12 protein-coding genes and 2 pseudogenes are annotated in these 19,071 nt (G+C 68.2%); 7 read left to right on the top strand and 7 right to left on the bottom strand.

Going from position 1 to position 19,071, the window contains the following annotated elements; all coding sequences use genetic code 11:
• Positions 1-362 precede the first annotated feature (362 nt).
• The 4 genes from ACIBB8_RS30755 (at position 363) to ACIBB8_RS30740 (ending at position 5,150) form a co-directional block, all read left to right on the top strand.
• Positions 363-1,121, top strand: coding sequence for an HAD family hydrolase (locus ACIBB8_RS30755; RefSeq protein WP_398957658.1), 759 nt, complete (start codon positions 363-365; stop codon positions 1,119-1,121).
• On the top strand, positions 1,121-3,583 hold the full coding sequence (locus ACIBB8_RS30750) for a glycoside hydrolase family 65 protein (protein ID WP_398957656.1): 2,463 nt from the start codon (positions 1,121-1,123) through the stop codon (positions 3,581-3,583). The genes ACIBB8_RS30755 and ACIBB8_RS30750 overlap by 1 nt, the downstream gene beginning before the upstream one ends.
• A gap of 399 nt (positions 3,584-3,982) precedes the next feature.
• Positions 3,983-4,390 (top strand): Hsp20/alpha crystallin family protein, encoded by a 408-nt coding sequence (locus ACIBB8_RS30745; RefSeq protein WP_398957655.1) that lies wholly within the window; start codon positions 3,983-3,985, stop codon positions 4,388-4,390.
• Between the two features lie 166 nt (positions 4,391-4,556).
• Positions 4,557-5,150: a hypothetical protein gene (locus ACIBB8_RS30740; RefSeq protein ID WP_398957653.1), complete on the top strand. Its 594-nt coding sequence runs from the start codon at positions 4,557-4,559 to the stop codon at positions 5,148-5,150.
• 200 nt (positions 5,151-5,350) lie between these two features.
• Here the strand turns inward: ACIBB8_RS30740 and ACIBB8_RS30735 are convergent, their stop codons facing one another.
• On the bottom strand, positions 5,351-5,989 hold the full coding sequence (locus ACIBB8_RS30735; protein ID WP_398957650.1) for a CBS domain-containing protein: 639 nt from the start codon (positions 5,987-5,989) through the stop codon (positions 5,351-5,353).
• A gap of 79 nt (positions 5,990-6,068) precedes the next feature.
• Positions 6,069-6,176: pseudogene (locus tag ACIBB8_RS30730) on the bottom strand (CBS domain-containing protein); the annotation flags it as partial.
• A gap of 670 nt (positions 6,177-6,846) precedes the next feature.
• Between ACIBB8_RS30730 and ACIBB8_RS30725 the strand changes: the two are divergent.
• Together ACIBB8_RS30725 and ACIBB8_RS30720 are read left to right on the top strand one after the other, a co-directional pair.
• Positions 6,847-7,755: a universal stress protein gene (locus ACIBB8_RS30725; RefSeq protein WP_398957648.1), complete on the top strand. Its 909-nt coding sequence runs from the start codon at positions 6,847-6,849 to the stop codon at positions 7,753-7,755.
• A 211-nt stretch (positions 7,756-7,966) separates the two neighbouring features.
• Positions 7,967-9,580 (top strand): MFS transporter, encoded by a 1,614-nt coding sequence (locus ACIBB8_RS30720; RefSeq protein ID WP_398957646.1) that lies wholly within the window; start codon positions 7,967-7,969, stop codon positions 9,578-9,580.
• A 149-nt stretch (positions 9,581-9,729) separates the two neighbouring features.
• Here the strand turns inward: ACIBB8_RS30720 and ACIBB8_RS30715 are convergent, their stop codons facing one another.
• Positions 9,730-10,368, bottom strand: coding sequence for a CBS domain-containing protein (locus ACIBB8_RS30715; RefSeq protein WP_398957644.1), 639 nt, complete (start codon positions 10,366-10,368; stop codon positions 9,730-9,732).
• Between the two features lie 65 nt (positions 10,369-10,433).
• Positions 10,434-10,868: a Crp/Fnr family transcriptional regulator gene (locus ACIBB8_RS30710; RefSeq protein ID WP_398957642.1), complete on the bottom strand. Its 435-nt coding sequence runs from the start codon at positions 10,866-10,868 to the stop codon at positions 10,434-10,436.
• Positions 10,869-11,770: 902 nt separating this feature from the next.
• Here ACIBB8_RS30710 and ACIBB8_RS30705 point away from each other — a divergent pair.
• Positions 11,771-12,648, top strand: a pseudogene (locus ACIBB8_RS30705) (universal stress protein).
• Positions 12,649-13,060: 412 nt separating this feature from the next.
• Here the strand turns inward: ACIBB8_RS30705 and ACIBB8_RS30700 are convergent.
• The 3 genes from ACIBB8_RS30700 to ACIBB8_RS30690 all read right to left on the bottom strand — a co-directional run bounded on the left by ACIBB8_RS30700 (position 13,061) and on the right by ACIBB8_RS30690 (position 17,994).
• Entirely contained in the window at positions 13,061-13,936 is an 876-nt protein-coding gene (locus ACIBB8_RS30700) for a universal stress protein (RefSeq protein ID WP_398957640.1), read from the bottom strand.
• A gap of 160 nt (positions 13,937-14,096) precedes the next feature.
• Positions 14,097-14,753: a CBS domain-containing protein gene (locus tag ACIBB8_RS30695; protein ID WP_398957638.1), complete on the bottom strand. Its 657-nt coding sequence runs from the start codon at positions 14,751-14,753 to the stop codon at positions 14,097-14,099.
• 520 nt (positions 14,754-15,273) lie between these two features.
• Positions 15,274-17,994 (bottom strand): SpoIIE family protein phosphatase, encoded by a 2,721-nt coding sequence (locus ACIBB8_RS30690; RefSeq protein ID WP_398957636.1) that lies wholly within the window; start codon positions 17,992-17,994, stop codon positions 15,274-15,276.
• Positions 17,995-19,071 lie beyond the last annotated feature (1,077 nt).

Genomic DNA, 19,071 nt, shown 5'->3' with positions numbered 1-19,071 from the left:
ACCCGCTGAACGGCATCAGCCCGTTGACCGGCATTCCACGTGACTTTCACGGTGGTCCGCTCAGCGACCCGCCCGCTTGGGCCGTACGGGGGGCGGTCCGGGACCGATCGGCCCATGGGCTCGGATCTCACGCCGCAGGATTGTGGAGCACGCACCTGGGCACATACTCGGTGAGCGCCAGGAGGTGGTGGCAGTGAGCCGCATCAGAATCGTCCGTCGCCCACCGCCTCCCTCGGGGCCTCGGCCCCTCGACCTGCGAACCCCGTCCGGGCGGCCGCTGCCCTACTGAGGTCCACGACGCGCCGGTGTCCCGGAGCCGTGATGCCATGAAAGGTACCCCCGGCGAAGGGTCCTCCCCGCTCATGGCAGCCGTACCGTCTCTTGCCCCGTGCCTGCACTCCGTGCGGGCCGTGGTCTTCGACACCGACGGAGTGATCACCGACTCCGCCCGGAGCCACGCCGCGGCCTGGAAGAAGGCATTCGACGCCTGTCTGTCGGAGCGCGCGGGACAGCGGCCCTTCGATCCGGTCGACGACTATCTCCGCCACGTCGACGGCCGTTCACGGCAGGACGGCGCGGCGGCCTTCCTCGCGTCGCGAGGCCTGAACCTTCCCGAAGGCAGCCCGGACGACCCACCCGGCACCGCGACGGTAGGGGCGGTCGCCGCACGCAAGGACGAGCTGTTCACGGAAACGCTGCGCGCCCACCCGGTCGCTGTCTGGCCCGGCACGGTGCGTCTCCTTCACGCGCTGCGCAGTGAGCGGATCCCCTGTGCTGCCGTGTCCGCCTCCCGCCACGCGACGGAACTCCTGTCGCGGGCCGGCCTCGTCGGGCAGTTCGGTGCCGTGGTCGACGGAAATGAGGCACGGCGGCTCGGGCTCGCGGGAAAACCGGATCCCGCGCTCTTCGTCGAGGCGGCGCGGCGCCTCGGGGTTCCCGTTTCGGACACCGCTGTGGTGGAGGACTCCCTGGCCGGTGTCGAGGCGGGCCGCCACGGCGGATTCGGCCTTGTGGTCGGCGTGGACCGGACAGGCGATCCCGGCAAAGCCGCGGACCTGCGACGCCGTGGCGCCGACATCGTGGTGTCCGATCCCGGCGAACTGCTGATCGGCGACGACTGATGGCGGGGGCCTGGGAGTGGTCGTACGAGGGGTACGAGCCGGAGGAGGAGCGGCTCCGCGAGGCGCTGTGCACGCTCGGCAACGGTTACTTCGCCACCCGTGGAGCCGCATCCGAGTCCATCGCAAGCAGGTCTCACTACCCCGGCACCTACATCGCGGGTTGCTACGACCGGCTGACCTCATCGGTCCAGGGCCGGCAGGTGGAGAACGCCGACTTGGTCAACGTGCCGAACTGGCTGCCGCTGCGCTACCGCATCCGCCCCGCCGGCACAGCCCCCGGGCCGTGGCTGTCACCGGACCACGAACATCTTGCCGAATGCCGGCAGACGCTCGATCTGCGCCGCGGCACGCTGACCCGCCGGTCCGTCTACCAGGACCAGGCAGGCCGACGCCTGTATGTCGAGCAGTGCCGTCTGGTGCACATGGGCAACCCGCATCTCGCCGCCCTCCACACGGCTTTCACCGCGACCGGGTGGGTGGGGGCGATCGAGGTGGAGGCGGCGATCGACGGCGACATCCGGAACGCCGGTGTCGCGCGGTACCGGGATCTGTCGGCCTGCCATCTGACCGGCTGGTCGACCGGGACGGAACAGGACGACGTGGTGTGGCTCAGATGTCGCACCGTGGAGTCGGAGATCGCCGTCGCGCTGGCCTCCCGCATCGTGGCCACGTCCGGAGGTCATGGGCCCGAGCCGGATGAGTCCGGCCGGCGTCCCCGTCCCCGGCAGACTCCTCGGAAGATCTTCCAGACACTGGTGCTGCCGCTGGATCCGGAATGCGACGCCGTCGTGGACAAGACGGTGGCGCTGCACACGTCGCGTGATCCGGCGATCGGCAACCCGCTGCGGGCTGCTGTGGCCGGTGTGCGGACGGCCCCGCAGTATTCCGAGCTGCTGGCCTCGCACCATCGGGCGTGGGCCGGCCTGTGGCAGCGGAGCCGAATCGAGGTTCCGGGCGAAGCGGGCAGGATTCTACGACTGCACCTCTTCCACGTGCTGCAGACGCTGTCCCCGCACACGGCAGAGCTCGATGTGGGCGTACCGGCGAGAGGACTGCACGGGGAGGCATACCGGGGCCATGTCTTCTGGGACGAGCTCTTCGTGCTGAGGTTCCTGAGTCTGCATTTCCCGGAGGTTTCCCGGGGACTTCTGGACTACCGCCACCGGAGGCTGCCCGCGGCCTGCCGCGCGGCACAACAGATGGGGCGGGCCGGGGCCATGTACCCCTGGCAGAGTGCCGACGACGGCCGGGAGGAGACCCAGGAACTCCATCTCAACCCGCGTTCGGGGCGCTGGCTGCCCGACCATTCACGTCTGCAGCACCATGTCGGTTCGGCCGTCGCCTACAACGTGTGGCAGTACTGCCAGGCCACCGCGGACACGGACTACCTGCATTCCAAGGGCGCGGAAATGCTGCTGCAGATCGCCCGGTTCTGGGCGGACAGCGCCGCATGGGACGCGCCGCTGGCCCGGTACCGCATCCGCGGTGTGGTCGGCCCCGACGAGTATCACGACGCCTATCCGGGAGCCGGGACCGCAGGCATAGATGACAACACGTACACGAACGTGACGGCGGCCTGGGTGCTGGCACGGGCCACTGAGCTTTACCGCGACCTGCCCGAGCCGCGGCGCAAGCTTCTTCTGGAGCGCATATGCCTCGACCCCGCGGAGCTGGAGCGTTGGGAGGACGTCTCCCGTCGGCTGCATGTGCCGTATCACCGTGGTGTCATCAGCCAGTTCGCCGGTTACGGAGAACTGGAGGAACTCGACTGGGCCGCTTACCGGAAGCGCTACGGCGACATCCGGCGGCTCGACCGCATCCTTGAGCAGGAGGGCGATACGGTCAACCGCTACCAGGCATCCAAACAGGCCGATGTGCTGATGCTCGGCTACCTGTTCTCACCCGGAGAGCTCGGCTGCCTGTTCCAGCGTCTCGGACATGTGCTGGACGAAGACATCTGGCGCGCCACCGTCGACTACTACCTCGCGCGTACGAGTCACGGTTCCACCCTCAGCTCCCTGGTTCATGCCTGGGTGCTGGCACGGGCGCACCGTGAGGAGGCGTGGGCGCACTGCGAGGAGGCGCTGACCGGTGACGTGCTCGACATCCAGGGCGGTACCACGGCGGAAGGCATTCATCTGGGGGCGATGGCCGGCACCCTCGATTTCGTGCAGCGCGGAATGACCGGGCTGGAGATGCGTGACGACGCATTGTGGCTTTCCCCGGCCCCGCTTCCCCAGCTCTCGAAATTCGGCGTACGCATCGGATTCCGCGGGCACGAGGTGGACCTGGGCATACGGGCACAGCGGCTCCGGATCACGGTATCGGACTCGCACCGCCCAGCCGTCCGGCTGGTCCTGGGCGGCCACACCCACATGATCGCCCCCGGCACCCTGCGATGGCTTGATCTGCCGTCGGGCCGACGCCCCGCCCGCCGTCACGGGAAGGGCCGTCAGGACTAGGGCGTGTTCGAAAGTCCCGCCTGCCTGGCGACGCCTGGCACGCACGCACGCACGCTCGCTGCGTTGTCGGGCTCGCCCCGATACGACCGGTATCGGGGCGACCCTCCGCCTTGCGATCGCACGCACCAGACGCCGCCAGGCCCGCCCTACGGGCGGACGACGCTACTTTCGAAACACGCCCTAACGGCCTCCCCACGACGCCTTCCACAGCACTCACCAGTGGGGTTGCGACGGACAGTGCGAGGTGTCCTCGATGCACCCGCCGGGGCGAACCGGCAGGGAGGGGCCGGACGGCCCCCGCAGGGGCCCGTTGGCCCCAAGCGGAGGTGTCCTCTGCCGGATGACATTGAAGAAGGACATCGATGATGGCGCCCCGGGGCGCCGGAAGTGGAGCACACGATGTCAGGAACGCAGATGGAGCGGAGGCACGGCCTCTTCCCGGATCTCGTGGACTGGTTCGGCGCCGACTTCCCCCGGTTCCCGGTGGGGCGGCCGACCATCGCCGTTCACCCGATCCCGATCGAGGTGGGTGACCAGGACGCGCAGTACGTGCCGCGAGCCGGACTTCCCGGGATGGACCCCGAGATAGACATCCGGATCCCGGTCGAGGGCGACACCCCCACCATCGGCGCCGAGCACACCGAGAGCAGGACGGAGATGGAACACTCGGAGCTCCGCTACCGCCCGTTCCGGGGCCGCGTCCGCCTGCCGGCCGAGATTCCGACGGAAGGTGTCAAGGCGGCCTGCAAGGACGGCATCCTCCCGCCGGTGGCCGTGTCCGCCCCGCACAGGAGCGGGCCGGGGTGAGGACGTCCGCACTCTTCCGGGGGTCCAGACCAGAGCTCATCTCCCAGGTGCCGAACCCACCCCTGCGCGCGGGTACGGCGATGGCACGGGGCGGAGGCGTGACATGTTCCAGTCCGACTCGCCCGGACCCGAGTCCATATGGCCCCGGAAACGGCACGGAAGCCGAATGCGACGACTGTTCGAGCGCCGCCCGAATTCGCTGCAGCGGACTGCCGACCGTGTACGCAGCCGCTGGCTCGCCGCTTCCGTGCTCTTTGCGCTCGTAGCCGTGTTCTGCGGTGTTGCTGTCGGAATCAAAGTCTGGGACGCCGACAGCGTGACCGCGCAGCAGGAGGCCCGACACCGCCACCAGGTGACGGCGACGACAGTCAGCAAGGCCGAAGACAGACTCCCTGCCCGGTTTACGGGGGCTTCGGAAGCAACGGCTCGGGCCTTCTGGGAGTATCCCGCCTCCCTGCCTCATACGGACACCATCGCGGTCACCCCCCACACGCCGGTGGGCCGGACGGTCACGCTGTGGGTGGATGACTCGGGGAGGATTTCAGCTGCCCCGCCTTCCCGGGGAGAATGCGCGGTGCAGGCCGCGGCAGCAGGGGCCTGTGCCATGGGCGTGGTTGCCCTGTCCGCCGGATTGGTTGTCCGCCTCAGGCTCCGCCGCGTCGAGACGCGCAGCCTCGCCCAATGGGACCAGGAGTGGGAGCGCGTGGAGCCGCGCTGGTCCGGTCGGCTGCGCCGGGACTCGGGGGCCGATGACGACTGATGACGCCTGACGGATCCACCGGTGCCAGGACCACCGCCTCCGCTTCGATGCCGCGCCCGGACCCGCTGGATTCGCTTCCACTGCTGCGCCGGCAACTCGGCATCCGCCCGCGCGGCTTCGCTGCGCGAGAGGCGGCGCGCTGTCGTCGTGATCCGACGTCGTGCAACTCGTCTCCTGCGGATGCAGACACGCGGACACTCTCACTGTGTTCTCCCGCCGTCCTGTGGCTTCGTGTGACCGTCCGACAGGTCGTCGCGCTCGTAGTCGAGCCGATCGAGCACGTCCACGACACCGTCGACGCTCTGGCACATCCGGAGGATGACGGGAAGGAGGCTGCTCCGGGGCACGGTGCCGCTGAGGGTGACCAGACCGTCGGCGACTTCTACGGTCACAGCCGACGGGCTGAGCCGGAGTGCGCCGGTCAGCACATCCTCAAGAATCTCCTCCTGGATCGCGTGATCCCTGCGCAGGAACAACTGGAGGAGGTCGCTGCGGGCGACTATCCCGATCAGCCTGTCGTCGGCGTCGACGACCGGCAGCCTCTTCACTCTGTGCTTCTCCATCACGCGAGCAGCACGGACCGCACTCCAGTCGGGACGGGCGGTGATGGCAGGGCTGGACATGAGATCGACCGCTGTGGGCGTACCGCTTCCGGCGTTGCGGCGACGGAGCAGGTCGGCCTCGGAGACGATGCCCACGGGATGCCTGTCGTCGTCCAGTACGGGCACGGCCGTGATACCGAACTCGTCCAGAAGCCTGGTGATCTCCACGAAAGCCGTGCCGCGCTGGACACTGACGGCCGTAGGCGTCATCAGATCCGCCACACTGCGATGCCTCATTGTCGATCACCTTCGCGTGGGATTGTCGGCGTTCAGTCGAGCCGTGACGTCCACGACTCCGGCCGGTCACACCGACGAGCAGCTGCCCGTCGCCGTCGACGACCGGGAGCCGCTTCACGTTGCCCCGCGCCATGAGACGGACGGCCAGGGTCGCGTCGCGCGTCACCGTTACCGCCGACGCGGTCATGAGATGTCCGGCGGTAACAGAGGCACGTCCACCCCCTGCCACATGATTCCGCCCGGAGGGGATTACTCCGAGCGTGGGCACCGGCATGCGCAGGGGGTAGGGCCTTCCGGGGTTCGCCGCGGGCTGTTCGGCCCTCGGAGGCATGTGCGGACACCACGAGCGGCGGAGAGCCAGGTGTCGAACTGGCGTGCGGATTATGTGTGAGCGCGGAGGGCCACAGGCATCCGGGGGCGCGGTGCGGTCCGCCGGTCTTGCGCGGGGCGTCCCGTCGGGGTGTGCTGCGCGAGCAACTTCGCGACATCCTTGGAAGGAGTTGGCGGAGACGACAGAAGGAGTCGGCGGAGACGACCGAAACGACCTCGCCGGTCATCAGGCCTCCCGCCTTGATGTGCTTCATGGAGGCAACCCCTGCCGGTTCTCGGCGATACCCCGGGACGCAGCGCCCGCCCTCGTTCCGGACTCAGGACCCGCTGGACCACGGCACCGCAAGCAGGGTCGAACGAGCCTCACTCACAGGCGTTCGGGCACGCCACGGCGCGGGAGAAGCCCACAGGGCGGCGTAACCGACAGGGACACTCGGCCCCCGCGGGGTCCTGAGCGGCCCTCTCGCAGCGAGGGGGCGCGGTGTCAGGGTGAGAGCCGCACCGGCAGCCTTCGGTGAGGAGGAACCATGAATTCCAGCGACAAGGGCGGCCCAGCACTCGGAGCGCTCGTGGCCGGGGTGGACGGCTCCGAGCCCGCCAAGCGCGCGGTGCTGTGGGCCTCCGAGGAAGCACTACGGCGTGATCGTCCCCTGCACCTCGTCTACGCAGCCGACACGGACAGCCGGATGATCTACGCGTCCATGGAAACCATCGAGCAGGTTCGGCACGCGGGTCGAGATCTTCTCGAGGAGACCGCGGCCATGGTGTCCGAGCGTTACCCCGGCCTGAGGGTGACGAAGGAGCTGAGCCGCCGGGAACCGGTGGTGAGTCTGCACACCGCGGCGGGAAACCACGGCACGATCGTGGTGGGCAACCGCGGTCGCGGAGGTTTCAACTCTCTGTTGCTCGGCTCGGTCGGTCTGAAGGTTGCTGCGGGTGCCAGGACGCCGGTGGTCGTGGTGCGCGGCATCGAAGGCGCTCCCGCGGCAGACGTCGTGCTGGTCGCCGTCCACGACGAGCACGACCTGGAATGCGCACGCCACGCGGCGAGTGAGGCGGAGCTGCGCGAGGCATCGTTGCGGCTGCTGCACGTATGGAACGTGCTGGGGTCGGTCGGGAATGTCGTGACGATGCTCGACGCCGTGGACGAGGTGGCTCGCAACCACGTTCGCACGTTGACGGGAGTGGCGGACCGTATCCGTGCCGATTTCCCGGGACTCACCGTGGAGGCGGATGCGGAGAAGGGCATGTCCGCCGCCGGTATTTTGGTTGAGGCGACTCGGCACGCGGATCTGCTGGTCGTGGGCGGGCGACGCTCGCCCGGGAACTTCGGCCCGACGCTCAGCCGGGTCACCCACAGCCTGCTGCACCATGCGAACTGTCCGGTCGAGCTGATCCCGCGGCATGACAAGCGGACGACGAGTGAGTCGCAATGAACAGTGAGGCGCGCTGTCATGCGAGGGGCGGCATCGGTGCCGTCGACGGAGTAGGTGCTGCGGGCCTTCCCCGCCGGTGAGGCTCGGCTGCAGCAGCCTTTCTCCCGACCGCTGTGCCGGCCCGGCAATGCGGCTCTCCGTACTCGGCCAACTGACTGATCTGATGCAGCGCTGACCATGTCCCTGCCGGCAGCTGTGCGAGGCTCCGCCCATGACAGTCGCTGCAGGTACCTCCGATGGGATGCCAGCCACAAGGATTGTTCTCATCACCTTGGCGGCGGGTCAGTTCTTGATGGCTCTCGACAGCTCGGTCATGAACGTCTCCATCGCGAGTGTCGCCGCCGACGTGGGGACCACGGTGACCGGTATCCAGGGTGCGATCACGGCCTACACGCTCGTGATGGCGATGTTCATGATCTGCGGCGGAAAGGTGGGTGCGCTCGTCGGCCGTAAGCGCGCCTTCATGGCCGGCTGCGTCGTCTACGGCTGCGGGTCTCTCACCACCGCGCTCGCTCCGAACCTCGCCGTACTCATGGTTGGGTGGTCGTTCCTCGAGGGAATCGGGGCGGCGCTGATCCTGCCGGCGATTGTGTCGCTCGTAGCGGGGAACTTCACTGTGGAACGGCGTCCTGCCGCCTACGGGATCGTCACCGCTGCAGGAGCGGTGGCCATTGCACTCGGGCCGATCATCGGCGGCATCGCGACGACCTACTTTTCCTGGCGCTGGGTGTTCGCCGGCGAGGTGGTGGTGGTGGTCGGGATCCTCCTGTTCACCCGCCGTATGGCCGACGCACCCCTCGCCAGGCGACCGCACATCGACATTCCTGGCGCGCTGCTCTCCGGCCTGGGCGTTGGAATCTTTGTCTTCGGTGTACTCCGCTCGGCCGAATGGGGTTGGTTCGTACCCAAGGCCGGAACCCCCTCCATGCTCGGCATCTCCCTGGTTGTCTGGTTGATGCTGGCAGGGCTGTTCCTGGTCTGGCTCTTCTTCCGTTGGGAGGTCCGACTCTCGGACCACGGCAAGGAGCCGCTCATCGATCCTGAATTCCTGAAGAACCGGCAACTCACCGGTGGCCTGACGATGTTCTTCTTCCAATATCTGGTGCAGATGGGGGTGTTCTTCATTGTCCCGCTGTATCTGTCGGTCGCGCTTGGCCTCCCGGCAATCGATACCGGTGTCCGCATCCTTCCGTTGTCTTTGACGCTGCTCGCAGCCGCCACCGCGATTCCGCGCTTTCTCCCGCGCGCTTCGCCGCGGCGCGTGGTGCGCCAGGGGATCTTCGCGCTTCTCGTGGGGGCGATTGTCCTTCTCGCGGCACTCGATACGGAGGCGGGCGCCGAGATTGTCACTATCCCCCTCCTGTTCATCGGATACGGCATGGGGGCGCTGGCGTCGCAGCTCGGGTCGGTCACCGTGTCGGCGGTGCCCGACGAACAGAGCGCCGATGTGGGTGGCGTCCAGAACACCGTCACCAATCTCGGTGCGTCGATCGGTACCGCGCTGGCCGGGTCGATTCTCATCGCCGCCCTGACGTCCTCGTTTCTCGCCAACATCGAACGGAGCCCAGCGATCCCGGCTGAAATCAAGGCACGGGCGAACATCGAGCTCTCAGGTGGCGTACCGTTTCTGTCGGACGCCCAGCTCAAAAAGCAACTCGACGAGGCGGGTGCACATACGGATGCGGCCCAGGCCGCTCTCGATGCCAACGCAGACGCGAGGGTCGACGCTCTGCGAGCCGCTCTCAGCATCCTTGCTCTTGCCGGGCTGATCGCTTTGTTCTTCACTCATCGCATCCCCGCGACCCAACCCCGCAGTCGTCGTTAGGGTTGGCCCACTGCGATCCGGTCGGGGTCTTCCGGGCGCTCCCGTCGATCACCGCTCTGAAGTCGAACAAGGAGACGAAGCGGCCCGTCGTTCAACCGAGACCGCCCCGAAGACGACCACAGTGCCGTGAACGGCCCCTTTTCAGGTTCCTAACCCGTGGTCCCGTTCAGTTCCACGTGGATGTCCACAACGCCCTCGACCGCTCGGGTGGCGCGGGCGAGCAACGGGATGAGCGTCCGGTCGCGTACCGCCCCGCCGAGCGTGACCACTCCGTCCACGACGGATACGGTCACCGCTCCTCCGGGGTGGGACAAGTCGGTGACGGTGCGCCGGATCTCGTCGGCAAGGTCCTCGTCCGAGCGGAGAAAGACCTTCAACAGATCACTGCGGCTGACGACTCCCTCCAGCAGTCCGGTCGCGTCGACTACCGGCAGCCGCTTCACGTGGCGCTGGGCCATGATGCGTGCCGCCTCTGCTATCAGGGCGTCAGGATGGACCGTCACTGCCGGGCTCGACATCAGGTCCTTTGCGCTGACGGCGCTCGCCTTCAGCCGGTCGGTCAGAGGCAGCTCCGGCCGGCTCGGGTCGTCGGTCCGGGACTCCTCCTTGGGGAGCAGATCGGCCTCCGAGACCACGCCGATCACTCGTCCCTCGCCCTCGAGTACAGGAAGGGCGCTCACCCTCCACTCTTTCATCAGCTCGACGATTTGCTTGTAACTCGCCTGTCCTCCCACCGCGATGGCGGTGTGGGTCATGACATCGCTGACCGTGTGCGGTGAATCAGGCATGGCGATCTCCTCACCGGGGCCCGTCCGACCGGGACGACGGATCAGGTGACATGGGGCAGCCCCCTTCAGTGCGGTGCATACAGGTCCAGCAGACGGGCCCTGGCGGACTGGAGCCGGTGAGCTATCACCTGGCCTACCCACAGGGCCACGGCGGCCGCCAGTTCCGGGTCCAAGTCGCATGCGTGGCGCACCTGCGCGGCATCGAGTTCGTAGGCACGCACGGGCGTCATCGCCTCTGCTCCGAGCTGCCACACATAGGGGCTGAACAGCCATGACCAGCCGATCAGCTCTCCGTGCCCGAGCGACTCGATGACCGCCGGCGGTCCTTTCGGCACGTGAAAGTCGAGGCTGACGGTGCCGGTCCGCACGATCCAGAAGTGGTCGGCACGCTGCCCTTCCTCAAAGATGCGTGTCCCCTCCGGGAAGGACACTTCCCGGGCGAACTGCATGAGCCGGTCCCGATGCCTGGTGCCCAGCGACCGGAGGGTTGGAGTGGTCATGATCTGGTCTCCTCCACGGGGCGGCACGGATCTTGAGATCGTTGTCGGCAGAGCCGGAGCCGTGTTCCTCTCGGCACTGTGCATCCTTGCACTGCGTGCGGGTCCTGCCGATGGGGATCCACATGCTCGTACCATCCGCGGGCCGAGGCTGCCGTCGTGACTCGGTTCCGGTCGCGTCGGTGCTTCCTTCGACGGAACTGAGAACAGCCTGCGCCGAATGACCTGTGGTCCCCAGGGGCTCTACGGGGGTGACCCGGGGACCAATCGGCCCTAGTACTGCAACCGCATCTGGGGGTTGTGGCCTCTGCGTTTGTAGGGGGAGCGGCGGGCTCTGGCCTGGCTGCGTCTGCGGAAGGCATGTTCCGAAAGTCCCGCCTGCCTGGCGACGCCTGGCACGCCCGCTCGCCGCGTCGATCACGAGCCCTGGTAGCTCCTTCCTCAAGCTCTCAGCTTCGTCGAGCAGGGGAGACCCCACCCAAGGACGTCCGGACGCCTGGCGATCGCACGCACTGGACGACGCTCCTCACGGGGCACACATGGCCGATCACGGCACCGGATGTGAGCCTGGCTTCGCGCGAGCGCCCGAGACTGCCTGCATGAGGGCCTGCGCCCTGCTGAGGGAGCGAGCAGGGCATTCGGTTGTCGTCCCACCGTGCTGCACGGCGGGACCCGAGCCGGCGGGGAAGGGCCGCAACGTACAGAGGCCGGGGCGGCGGGATGGATCCGCACCGAACACCTACGCCAGATCCTCCTGAGGTGGTGTATGCCGATCGCATCGTTTATTGCGAATATTAGGTCGAATGTCCCTGATCGGGTCCTGATCATCCCTCCTGGGAAGGTCAGGGGGGCACGGCGGCGACGTGGGCATCCGACGAACAACGGGACGAAAGGCGATGGGGACCATGGAGCAGTCCTTGGTCGTGGGCGTGGATGGATCGGATTCGAGCTTCCGGGCGGTCGACTGGGCCGTGGAAGAGGCAGCCCGTCACGGCCTTCCTCTGAGAGTCGTCTATGCCTCCCGATGGGAACGCTACGAGGGGGTAGGCCTGTATCGGGGCGTTGAGCGCCCCTCCGAGCAGATTCTGGCCGACAGCATCGTGGCCACCGCGGTCACGCGCGCCAGCACCCGTCATCCCGATCTGAAGATCACCACCGAGGTTCTGGCGGAGGACACGTCAACGCGCTGCTCGACGAGGCGCACGAGGCTGCGATGCTGGTTGTCGGATCCAGGGGCCGGGGCCAGCTCAAGGAGCTCCTGCTGGGATCCGTAAGTCTGGCCCTGGCGTCCCGGGCCCAGTGCCCGGTCATCGTGGTACGTGGTGACGCGGCAGGAACAGCCGGAGCACACGGACGCATCCTGCTCGGCGTCGCGGACGTGGCCCACGGGTCGGCTGCCGTGAGGTTCGCCTTCCGTGAGGCTGCCACCCGGCACTGTGAGATCGACGCAGTACGCGCCTGGCGTTGCCCCGCGTCCGAAGCGGTCGGCCGGCCGCACACCAAAGACTCTCCGCCGCCCCTCACCTGGGAGATGCGGGCGGAGACAGAGCTTGACCGAGCGCTTGCGGCCTCGATCGAGGAGAACCCGGGCATTGCCGTCTCCCGCTCCACTGTCGAGGGGCCGGCCCATCAAGTTCTCGTCCGGCGCTCCGCCGCCGCCGACCTCCTTGTCGTGGGTGCATCGCGGCGCAAGGGGCACGTGGGTCTGCAACTCGGCCGGACAGCCCATACGGCGCTCCATCACTCCAGCTGTCCTGTCGCAGTGGTACCCCACCGTCCATGAACCACCGTTGAGGCAAGGAGGTGGACGGACAGTGGGCAGGCCCGCGTGGCCTGCGGCGTCTGACAGACCAACGCCCTCGCGACCTTCGTATCACTCGTGACCTTCGTATCAGGAGGATCGCCATGGACGGCGCCGCGTTCGGCACACGACTGGGCAGTCAGGCGTTCGGACCGGTCGTTGCCGGTTCGGACGGCTCGGACCATGCGGCCAGGGCTGTGCTCCGGGCCGCCCAGGAAGCCGCCTCGTGCCGGGCCTGTGTCAGGGCCGCCAGCGGCCGGTCTCCGCGGTGTCCCCGGCGTCCGGGCAGGGCACGAAAGGCATCGACCCTCCCTCGCTGCGCACGGCAGGCATGCCCCCCGTGGGTCGTCCCGACCGCGCGGACCGCCTCCGGAACGCCGAGCCGGAGACTGTCTCAGTCGTGGGCGACGACGGCGACCGGAGCGGTCGCGTGGTGGATCACGGCATGCGTGGTGGAGCCGATGCGAACCCCCAGCAATGAGCGGCGGATCCGGCGGCCGACGACGATCAGACCGGCGTCGGCACCGGCGTCCAGGAGTTGCTGCGCAGCGTGTCCCATCGGGGTACGGGCGGTCACCTCGACCGTGGGGAACGCGTCCCGCCAAGGGCTGAGAGCCTGGTCCAGGCCGGTGGTCACGCTCTGGTTGATGTGCGCAAGCATTCCGGGATCGTAGGCCGATCCGTACCCGTAGAACTGCGGGGGCGGCCAACTGTGCAGGGCATGCAACGGGCAGGATCGGCGCGACGCCTCCTCGAATGCGAACGCGAGCAGGGCGTCACAGGGCCGGCCGATGTCGACACCGACGACTACGTGGCGCCGGGAGTGCTGCTCGGTCTCGTGAGGCAGCGCGTCCTCTCCGCTGCGTACGAGCACCACAGGCCGCTCGGTGGTGTGTATGACGGTCATGCCGACGGAGCCGAGCACGAAGCCGGTCACGCTGCCGAGCCCGCGGGATCCCATGACGAGCATGTCGGCAGTTGTCGCGGCTGTGGCGAGCGAGGCTGCGGGCGGGCCGTCGACCGACTGCGCGGTGATGTCGAGTCCCGGGTGAGCGCGGCGCAGTTCGTCGGCCATGTCTTGCAGGACGGCTTCGGCCCAGCCACGCCGTGCGTCGGAGGCTGCTGCGGGAATGCCGAGCGGCAAGGACCACGGCTCGGCATGGATGAGGTGCAGGGCCGCATCCCGCAGACGGGCCTCGCGCGCCGCCCAGCGGGCAGCGGCTGCGCTTTCGGGGAATGCGTCGAGGCCGACGATGATGTGGTGGTCCAAGGCGCCCTCCTCACGAGTGCGGTGCTGTGGGGTGTGCCGAAGGATTCGTCCTCGCCCGTGCCGGAGTGGAACGGCGGGTATCCGTCGGTCATCGGGCCGGTGCAGGTCGCGGTCCGCGGCACCGGACGCAGACCGCGGGTGCCGTGCGATGGCCGTACGGTCACCCGACGGATGCGTCGTCGACGGCGTATCCGAGGTGCTGTGCCACATGAACCACTCCGTCGACTGTGCGGCACAGCCGTTCGATCACCGGGATGAGGCTCTTGAACCGCACCGAGCCGTTCAGCTCGACGCGGCCGTCGGTCACTTCGACGGTGATGGCGCCTGGGTCCTGGTGCAAGGTCAGGTCGAGTACCTCGCCGGTGATCTCGTGGCGGATGGTTTCGTCGTCGCGCAGGAAGATCTTGAGCAGATCGCGCCTGCTGACGATGCCCACCAATGTGTCCGCCTCATCCACGACCAGCAGTCTTCTGACGCTCTGCGCCTCCATGAGCCGGGCCGCCTCGGCGACGGTCCAGTCCGCCCTGGCGCACACGGCGGGCGCAGACATCAGTTCCTCGGCCCGCGTGCCCTCCGCTTTCTCCCGCTTGCGCGGCTCGGGAGCGGGCAGGGACCGGAGGAAGTCTCCCTGATCGGCCGACTTCGGCAGCAGGTCGCCTTCCGATACCACTCCGAGCGGGTGCCCCACGTCGTCGACGACCGCGACGGCCGACACCTGGTGCTCAGTGAGCGTGCGCACGATGTCCTTGAACGCCGCGTTTCTCGGGACCGTGACGACCTCGCGGGTCATCAGCTCGCCAATGTCTCGATGTCTCACCCGTCCACTCCTATCGCCCTGCGGCCTCTCGGGCGTTGACCGACATGTCGTCCTGCTCGTACGTGAGCCGATTGGCGCGTTCACCACTCCGCCGACGCTCCGGCACGACCGCAGGACGGGGAGGGCGCGGCTCGACCGGGGCATGGTTCCGTTGAGGGGCAGCACCCCTTCGGCAACCACGAGGGCGGCGTGCGTCATCACATCGTCGACTGTGCGCAGATGTTTCATGACTCCTCCGGAACAGTGATCCGCATCTCCGAGCCTGAGGGCCGGGAATCGCGCCGGGTAGGGTCGTACGGGGCCGGATGAAAGCTGTTCGGCCCTGGTGGCCGCCTGCCACCCGGGGTGCTTTCATGAAATTGACGGAAAGAGTCCTTACCAGGATGCGGAGAAGCGGCTGGCGGCCGTGCACCGCACAATCGGGATCCGCGAGAAGCGGGTGGGCTCTTTCCGCCCTTGCGTGGAGCGGCGGCTCACCGGTGGCCACGATCGCGGGCCGGGCCTGGATCCGCCGGGGGGATCAGGACGACGACGTCGGCGACGGGTTCCTGTCGTTCGCGCCCGTGGCGGATTCAGACAGCGGCAGCTGTGCCCAGATGACCTTGCCCTCATGGGTATACCGGGTGCCCCAGTCCTCGGCGATCTGCGAGACGAGGAATAGTCCGCGGCCTCCCTCGTCCATCGTGGCCGCGTACCTCAGATGGGGTGAGGTGCTGCTGCCGTCGGATACCTCGCAGATCAGGCTGCGGTCACGCAGGAGCCGCACCCGGACCGGCGCGGAGGCGTGCCGGATGGCGTTGGTGATCAGCTCGCTGAGTATCAACTCGGTGGTGAACGCCAGTTCCGGCAGGCCCCAGTCGTCCAGCTTCTCCGCGACGGCGGCGCGTATCCCGGCCACGGCGGCGGGGTCGAACGGAACGTCCCATTCGGCGATCTGGTCGGCGGAAAGCGCGCGGGTGCGGGCGATGAGCAGTGCCACGTCATCCTTGGCCTGGGTGGGAAGGAGCGCGTCGAGCACCGCCAGGCAGTGCTGTTCAGGCGAACGGCCGGGATGTGAAAGGGCCTGGCGGAGCAGCTCCATCCCCACGTCGATGTCCCGGGTGCGGTCCTCGATCAGCCCGTCGGTGTAGAGGACCAGCTGAGCACCCACGGCCAGATCCAGTTCGGCGGTCTTGAACGGCATGCTGCCGAGCCCCAGCGGTGGTCCGGCAGGAAGCGCGGGGAACTCCACGCTTCCGTCGGGGTGGACCAGCGCGGGGAGATGATGCCCGGCGCGGGCCATGGTGCAGTGCCGGGAGACCGGATCGTAGATCGCGTACAGGCACGTGGCTCCCACGATGCCTGCACCGACGTGTGTGCTCCCCTCTTCCTTGTCGATGCGGTCCACGAGGTCGTCGAGGTGGCCGAGGAGCTCATCGGGCGGCAGATCGAGCGTGGAGAAGTTGTGCACAGCGGTGCGGAGCCGACCCATGGTGGCGGCGGCGTGCAGCCCATGGCCGACGACGTCACCGACGACCAATGCGACGCGGTTGCCCGACAGGGGAATCACATCGAACCAGTCACCGCTGACTCCGGACTGTGCGGGCAGATAGCGGTGGGCGACATCCAGCGCGTTCTGTTCGGGCAGAGCGCGGGGCAGCAGGCTGCGCTGCAACATCACCGCCAGGGCGTGTTCGCGGGTGTACCGGCGTGCGTTGTCGATGCTGACCGCGGCACGGGCGACCAGCTCCTCGGCGAGTGACTGGTCCTCCTCGTCGAACGCTCCGGCCTCCCGCGAGCGCCAGAAGTTGGTCAGGCCCAGAACCACGCCCCGCGCCAGCAGTGGCGTCGTGAGCAGCGAGTGGATTCCGTAGTCGACGATCTTGTCAGTCCGCTCGGGGTCCTGAGCGCGCCATTCGGGTGCGCAGGACAGATCGGGAACCATCACCGACCGGCCGGTGGCGAGTCCGCGTGCCTGAGGTGTGGAGGGGAGATAGGAGATGAGCTTGTCGCACGGGTAGAGGGGGTGGTCGTCCCGGATGCCGCTGACGGCGGTGCGGCGCAGGTCGGCAGCCGTGCCGGTCGGTTCCTCCCCGTGCAGGACGGGGGCGGCGAGGTCGACCGTGACGAAGTCCGCGATACGGGGGACGGCCAGATCGGCCAGTTCCTCGGCCGTGCGCGTCACGTCCAGGGTGGTGCCGATGTTCACCCCCGCGTCGTACAGCAGCCTGAGGCGTTCGTTCGTCGATTCCACCTTGCCCGACAGTGCCAGGAGCTGGGTGGAGTCGCGGAGGGTCGCCACCGTTCCCAGGGGGCTTCCGTTGCGGGCCGTGCGTCGCTGGTTCACCACCAGCATGCGGTCTCCGGCCAAGTACACCTCGTCCGTGGCCACGCGGCCGGAGGCAAGCAGCTCCGCCGTGGCCGGGTCGAGGCTCTCCAGTTCCTTGACGGGGCGTCCCTGGGCGTCGGGCGGCAGGTCAAGAAGCCGTTCGGCCTCGTCGTTTGCCAGCAGCAGCCGACCGTCGTGTCCGACGATGAGCACCCCTTCGCGGACGGAATGCAGCACCGCGTCATGGTGCTCGTACATGCTGGTCATCTGGGCGGGATCGAGCCCGTGGGTCTGCCTTCGCAGGCGCTTGGCCACCAGGGCGGCCCCGCCCGTGGCCAGGACGAGCGCCGCGGCCCCACTGGCAAAGATGACCAGTAGCTGCCTGTCGACCACGCTGGCGACGTTCTCGACCTTGAGACCGGCGGCCACCAGGCCCACGACGGATTTGTCGGAAGCGTTGACGGGAACCACGGCCTGGACTTCACGACCAAGGGGCCCGTGGACGGTTTCTACGTGGACCTGGCCCGCCAGCGAAGGTTCGATGTTGCCGATGAATCTCTTTCCGATGAGTTCCGGACGGGGGTGTGTGTAGCGAGTCCCGTGTGTGTCCGTCACCACGATGAAGTCGACACCGGCCAGCTTCCGCGCCTCCTCGGTGAGCGGCTGCAGCACCTTGGAGGGATCGGGAGATTTGAGCGCCGCCACGATCCCCGGAGAGTGTGCGAACGACTGTGCTGTAGCCACCGAGACGTGCTTGGCCTCCGTCTCGGCGTCGTTCAACGATTGGAGGACCAGCGCCAGAACCGCGCTCGCGACAAGCAGGGCAATGACCACCGCCTGCAGGATGAAAACCTGCCCGGCTACGCTTCGCGGACCCTTGCCGCTCAGTGACCGAGCCGACCCGCTCCGGGATCGGTCGGAATGGTCGACCATGTCGACATTCCTAACACTTTCTTGCAATGTATGCCCTTTGGTTCACTCATTGTCCGATTGGCATCGGCCGACTCGCCGCAGCCTCGGCTTCACCCAGTGAATGCCATGGGGCGCAGGGGACATGGATGCTGGATGCTCCGGTCGGCGACGATGAGATCTACCTCGGGCCACTGCTTCAATCGTGCGCCACAAGGTGGCCCCGCGCGGATCGGACAGGCACGCGCGACACGTCGCGGTCCCTCGGATCGGCTCGGGCACGGCAGGCTTCGCCCGCGCGCTGGACGTTGCCGGAATCGGACTCGACGTACATGTGGTCGCGGCATCGGATGCCCGGGGCGGCAGGATGCGCACCGACCGGCGGAACGCGCGAGCACCGGTACGGGCGCCGGAGCAGGGCATTGGCGCCGTGCCCGCGCAACTCGCCGACGGCCTGCCGCCCGGTGCACTTGACTCCAGGGCCCGGTGTACGCCCTCACCAGCGGGGAGCGGTGCTGGACGACGGCGGTGAACGGGCCGCGCCTGTCGTGGTCGTGGCCCCCGGGCCGCAGGCCGCCGTAGCACTGCTCCCGGGCCTGGAGGCGCCCTGCACACGCACGGTCACCACGTCATGCCACGCCGCCGGTGTCCCGCCTCTCGGCGAGCCGGCACTGCACCGACACCGAGGCCCGGGAACCCGCCGCCACGTACACCGTCGACGGCGCGTTGCCGACCGTGCCGCCACCGTGGCCGCTCAACCGCACGACGCGCTTCGCGCCGGGCCGCCGTGGTCAGCTGTGCGCGGGCCGACGACCCTGCGGTGGGTCGGGTGCCCCCGTGCTGCGTCGTCCGGGCCCGCGGAACCAGCCTCTCGAGCAACCAGCAGTGCCGACTTCTCCCGCTGCCTTCCCCGGGCGACATCCCCGAAGGCGGTCGTGGGCTGGACTGCAGCAACGTCCTCCAGCTGACCGTCGTCCTCGCGCCGGCCGCCGGTCAGGATTCCTTTCCGATGCGCGCCAATAATCGCCGCCCCGCCGCCAATACAGCGTGTTCATTCGTCATTACGGTGAGCGAATAGGGCGCCCTTTGTGTGACGCAGAC

This window comes from Streptomyces sp. NPDC051286, from assembly GCF_044455345.1.
Classification (GTDB): domain Bacteria; phylum Actinomycetota; class Actinomycetes; order Streptomycetales; family Streptomycetaceae; genus Streptomyces.
Note: the sequence above shows the minus strand (reverse complement) of the source record. Positions and strands in the feature narration are given on the sequence as shown.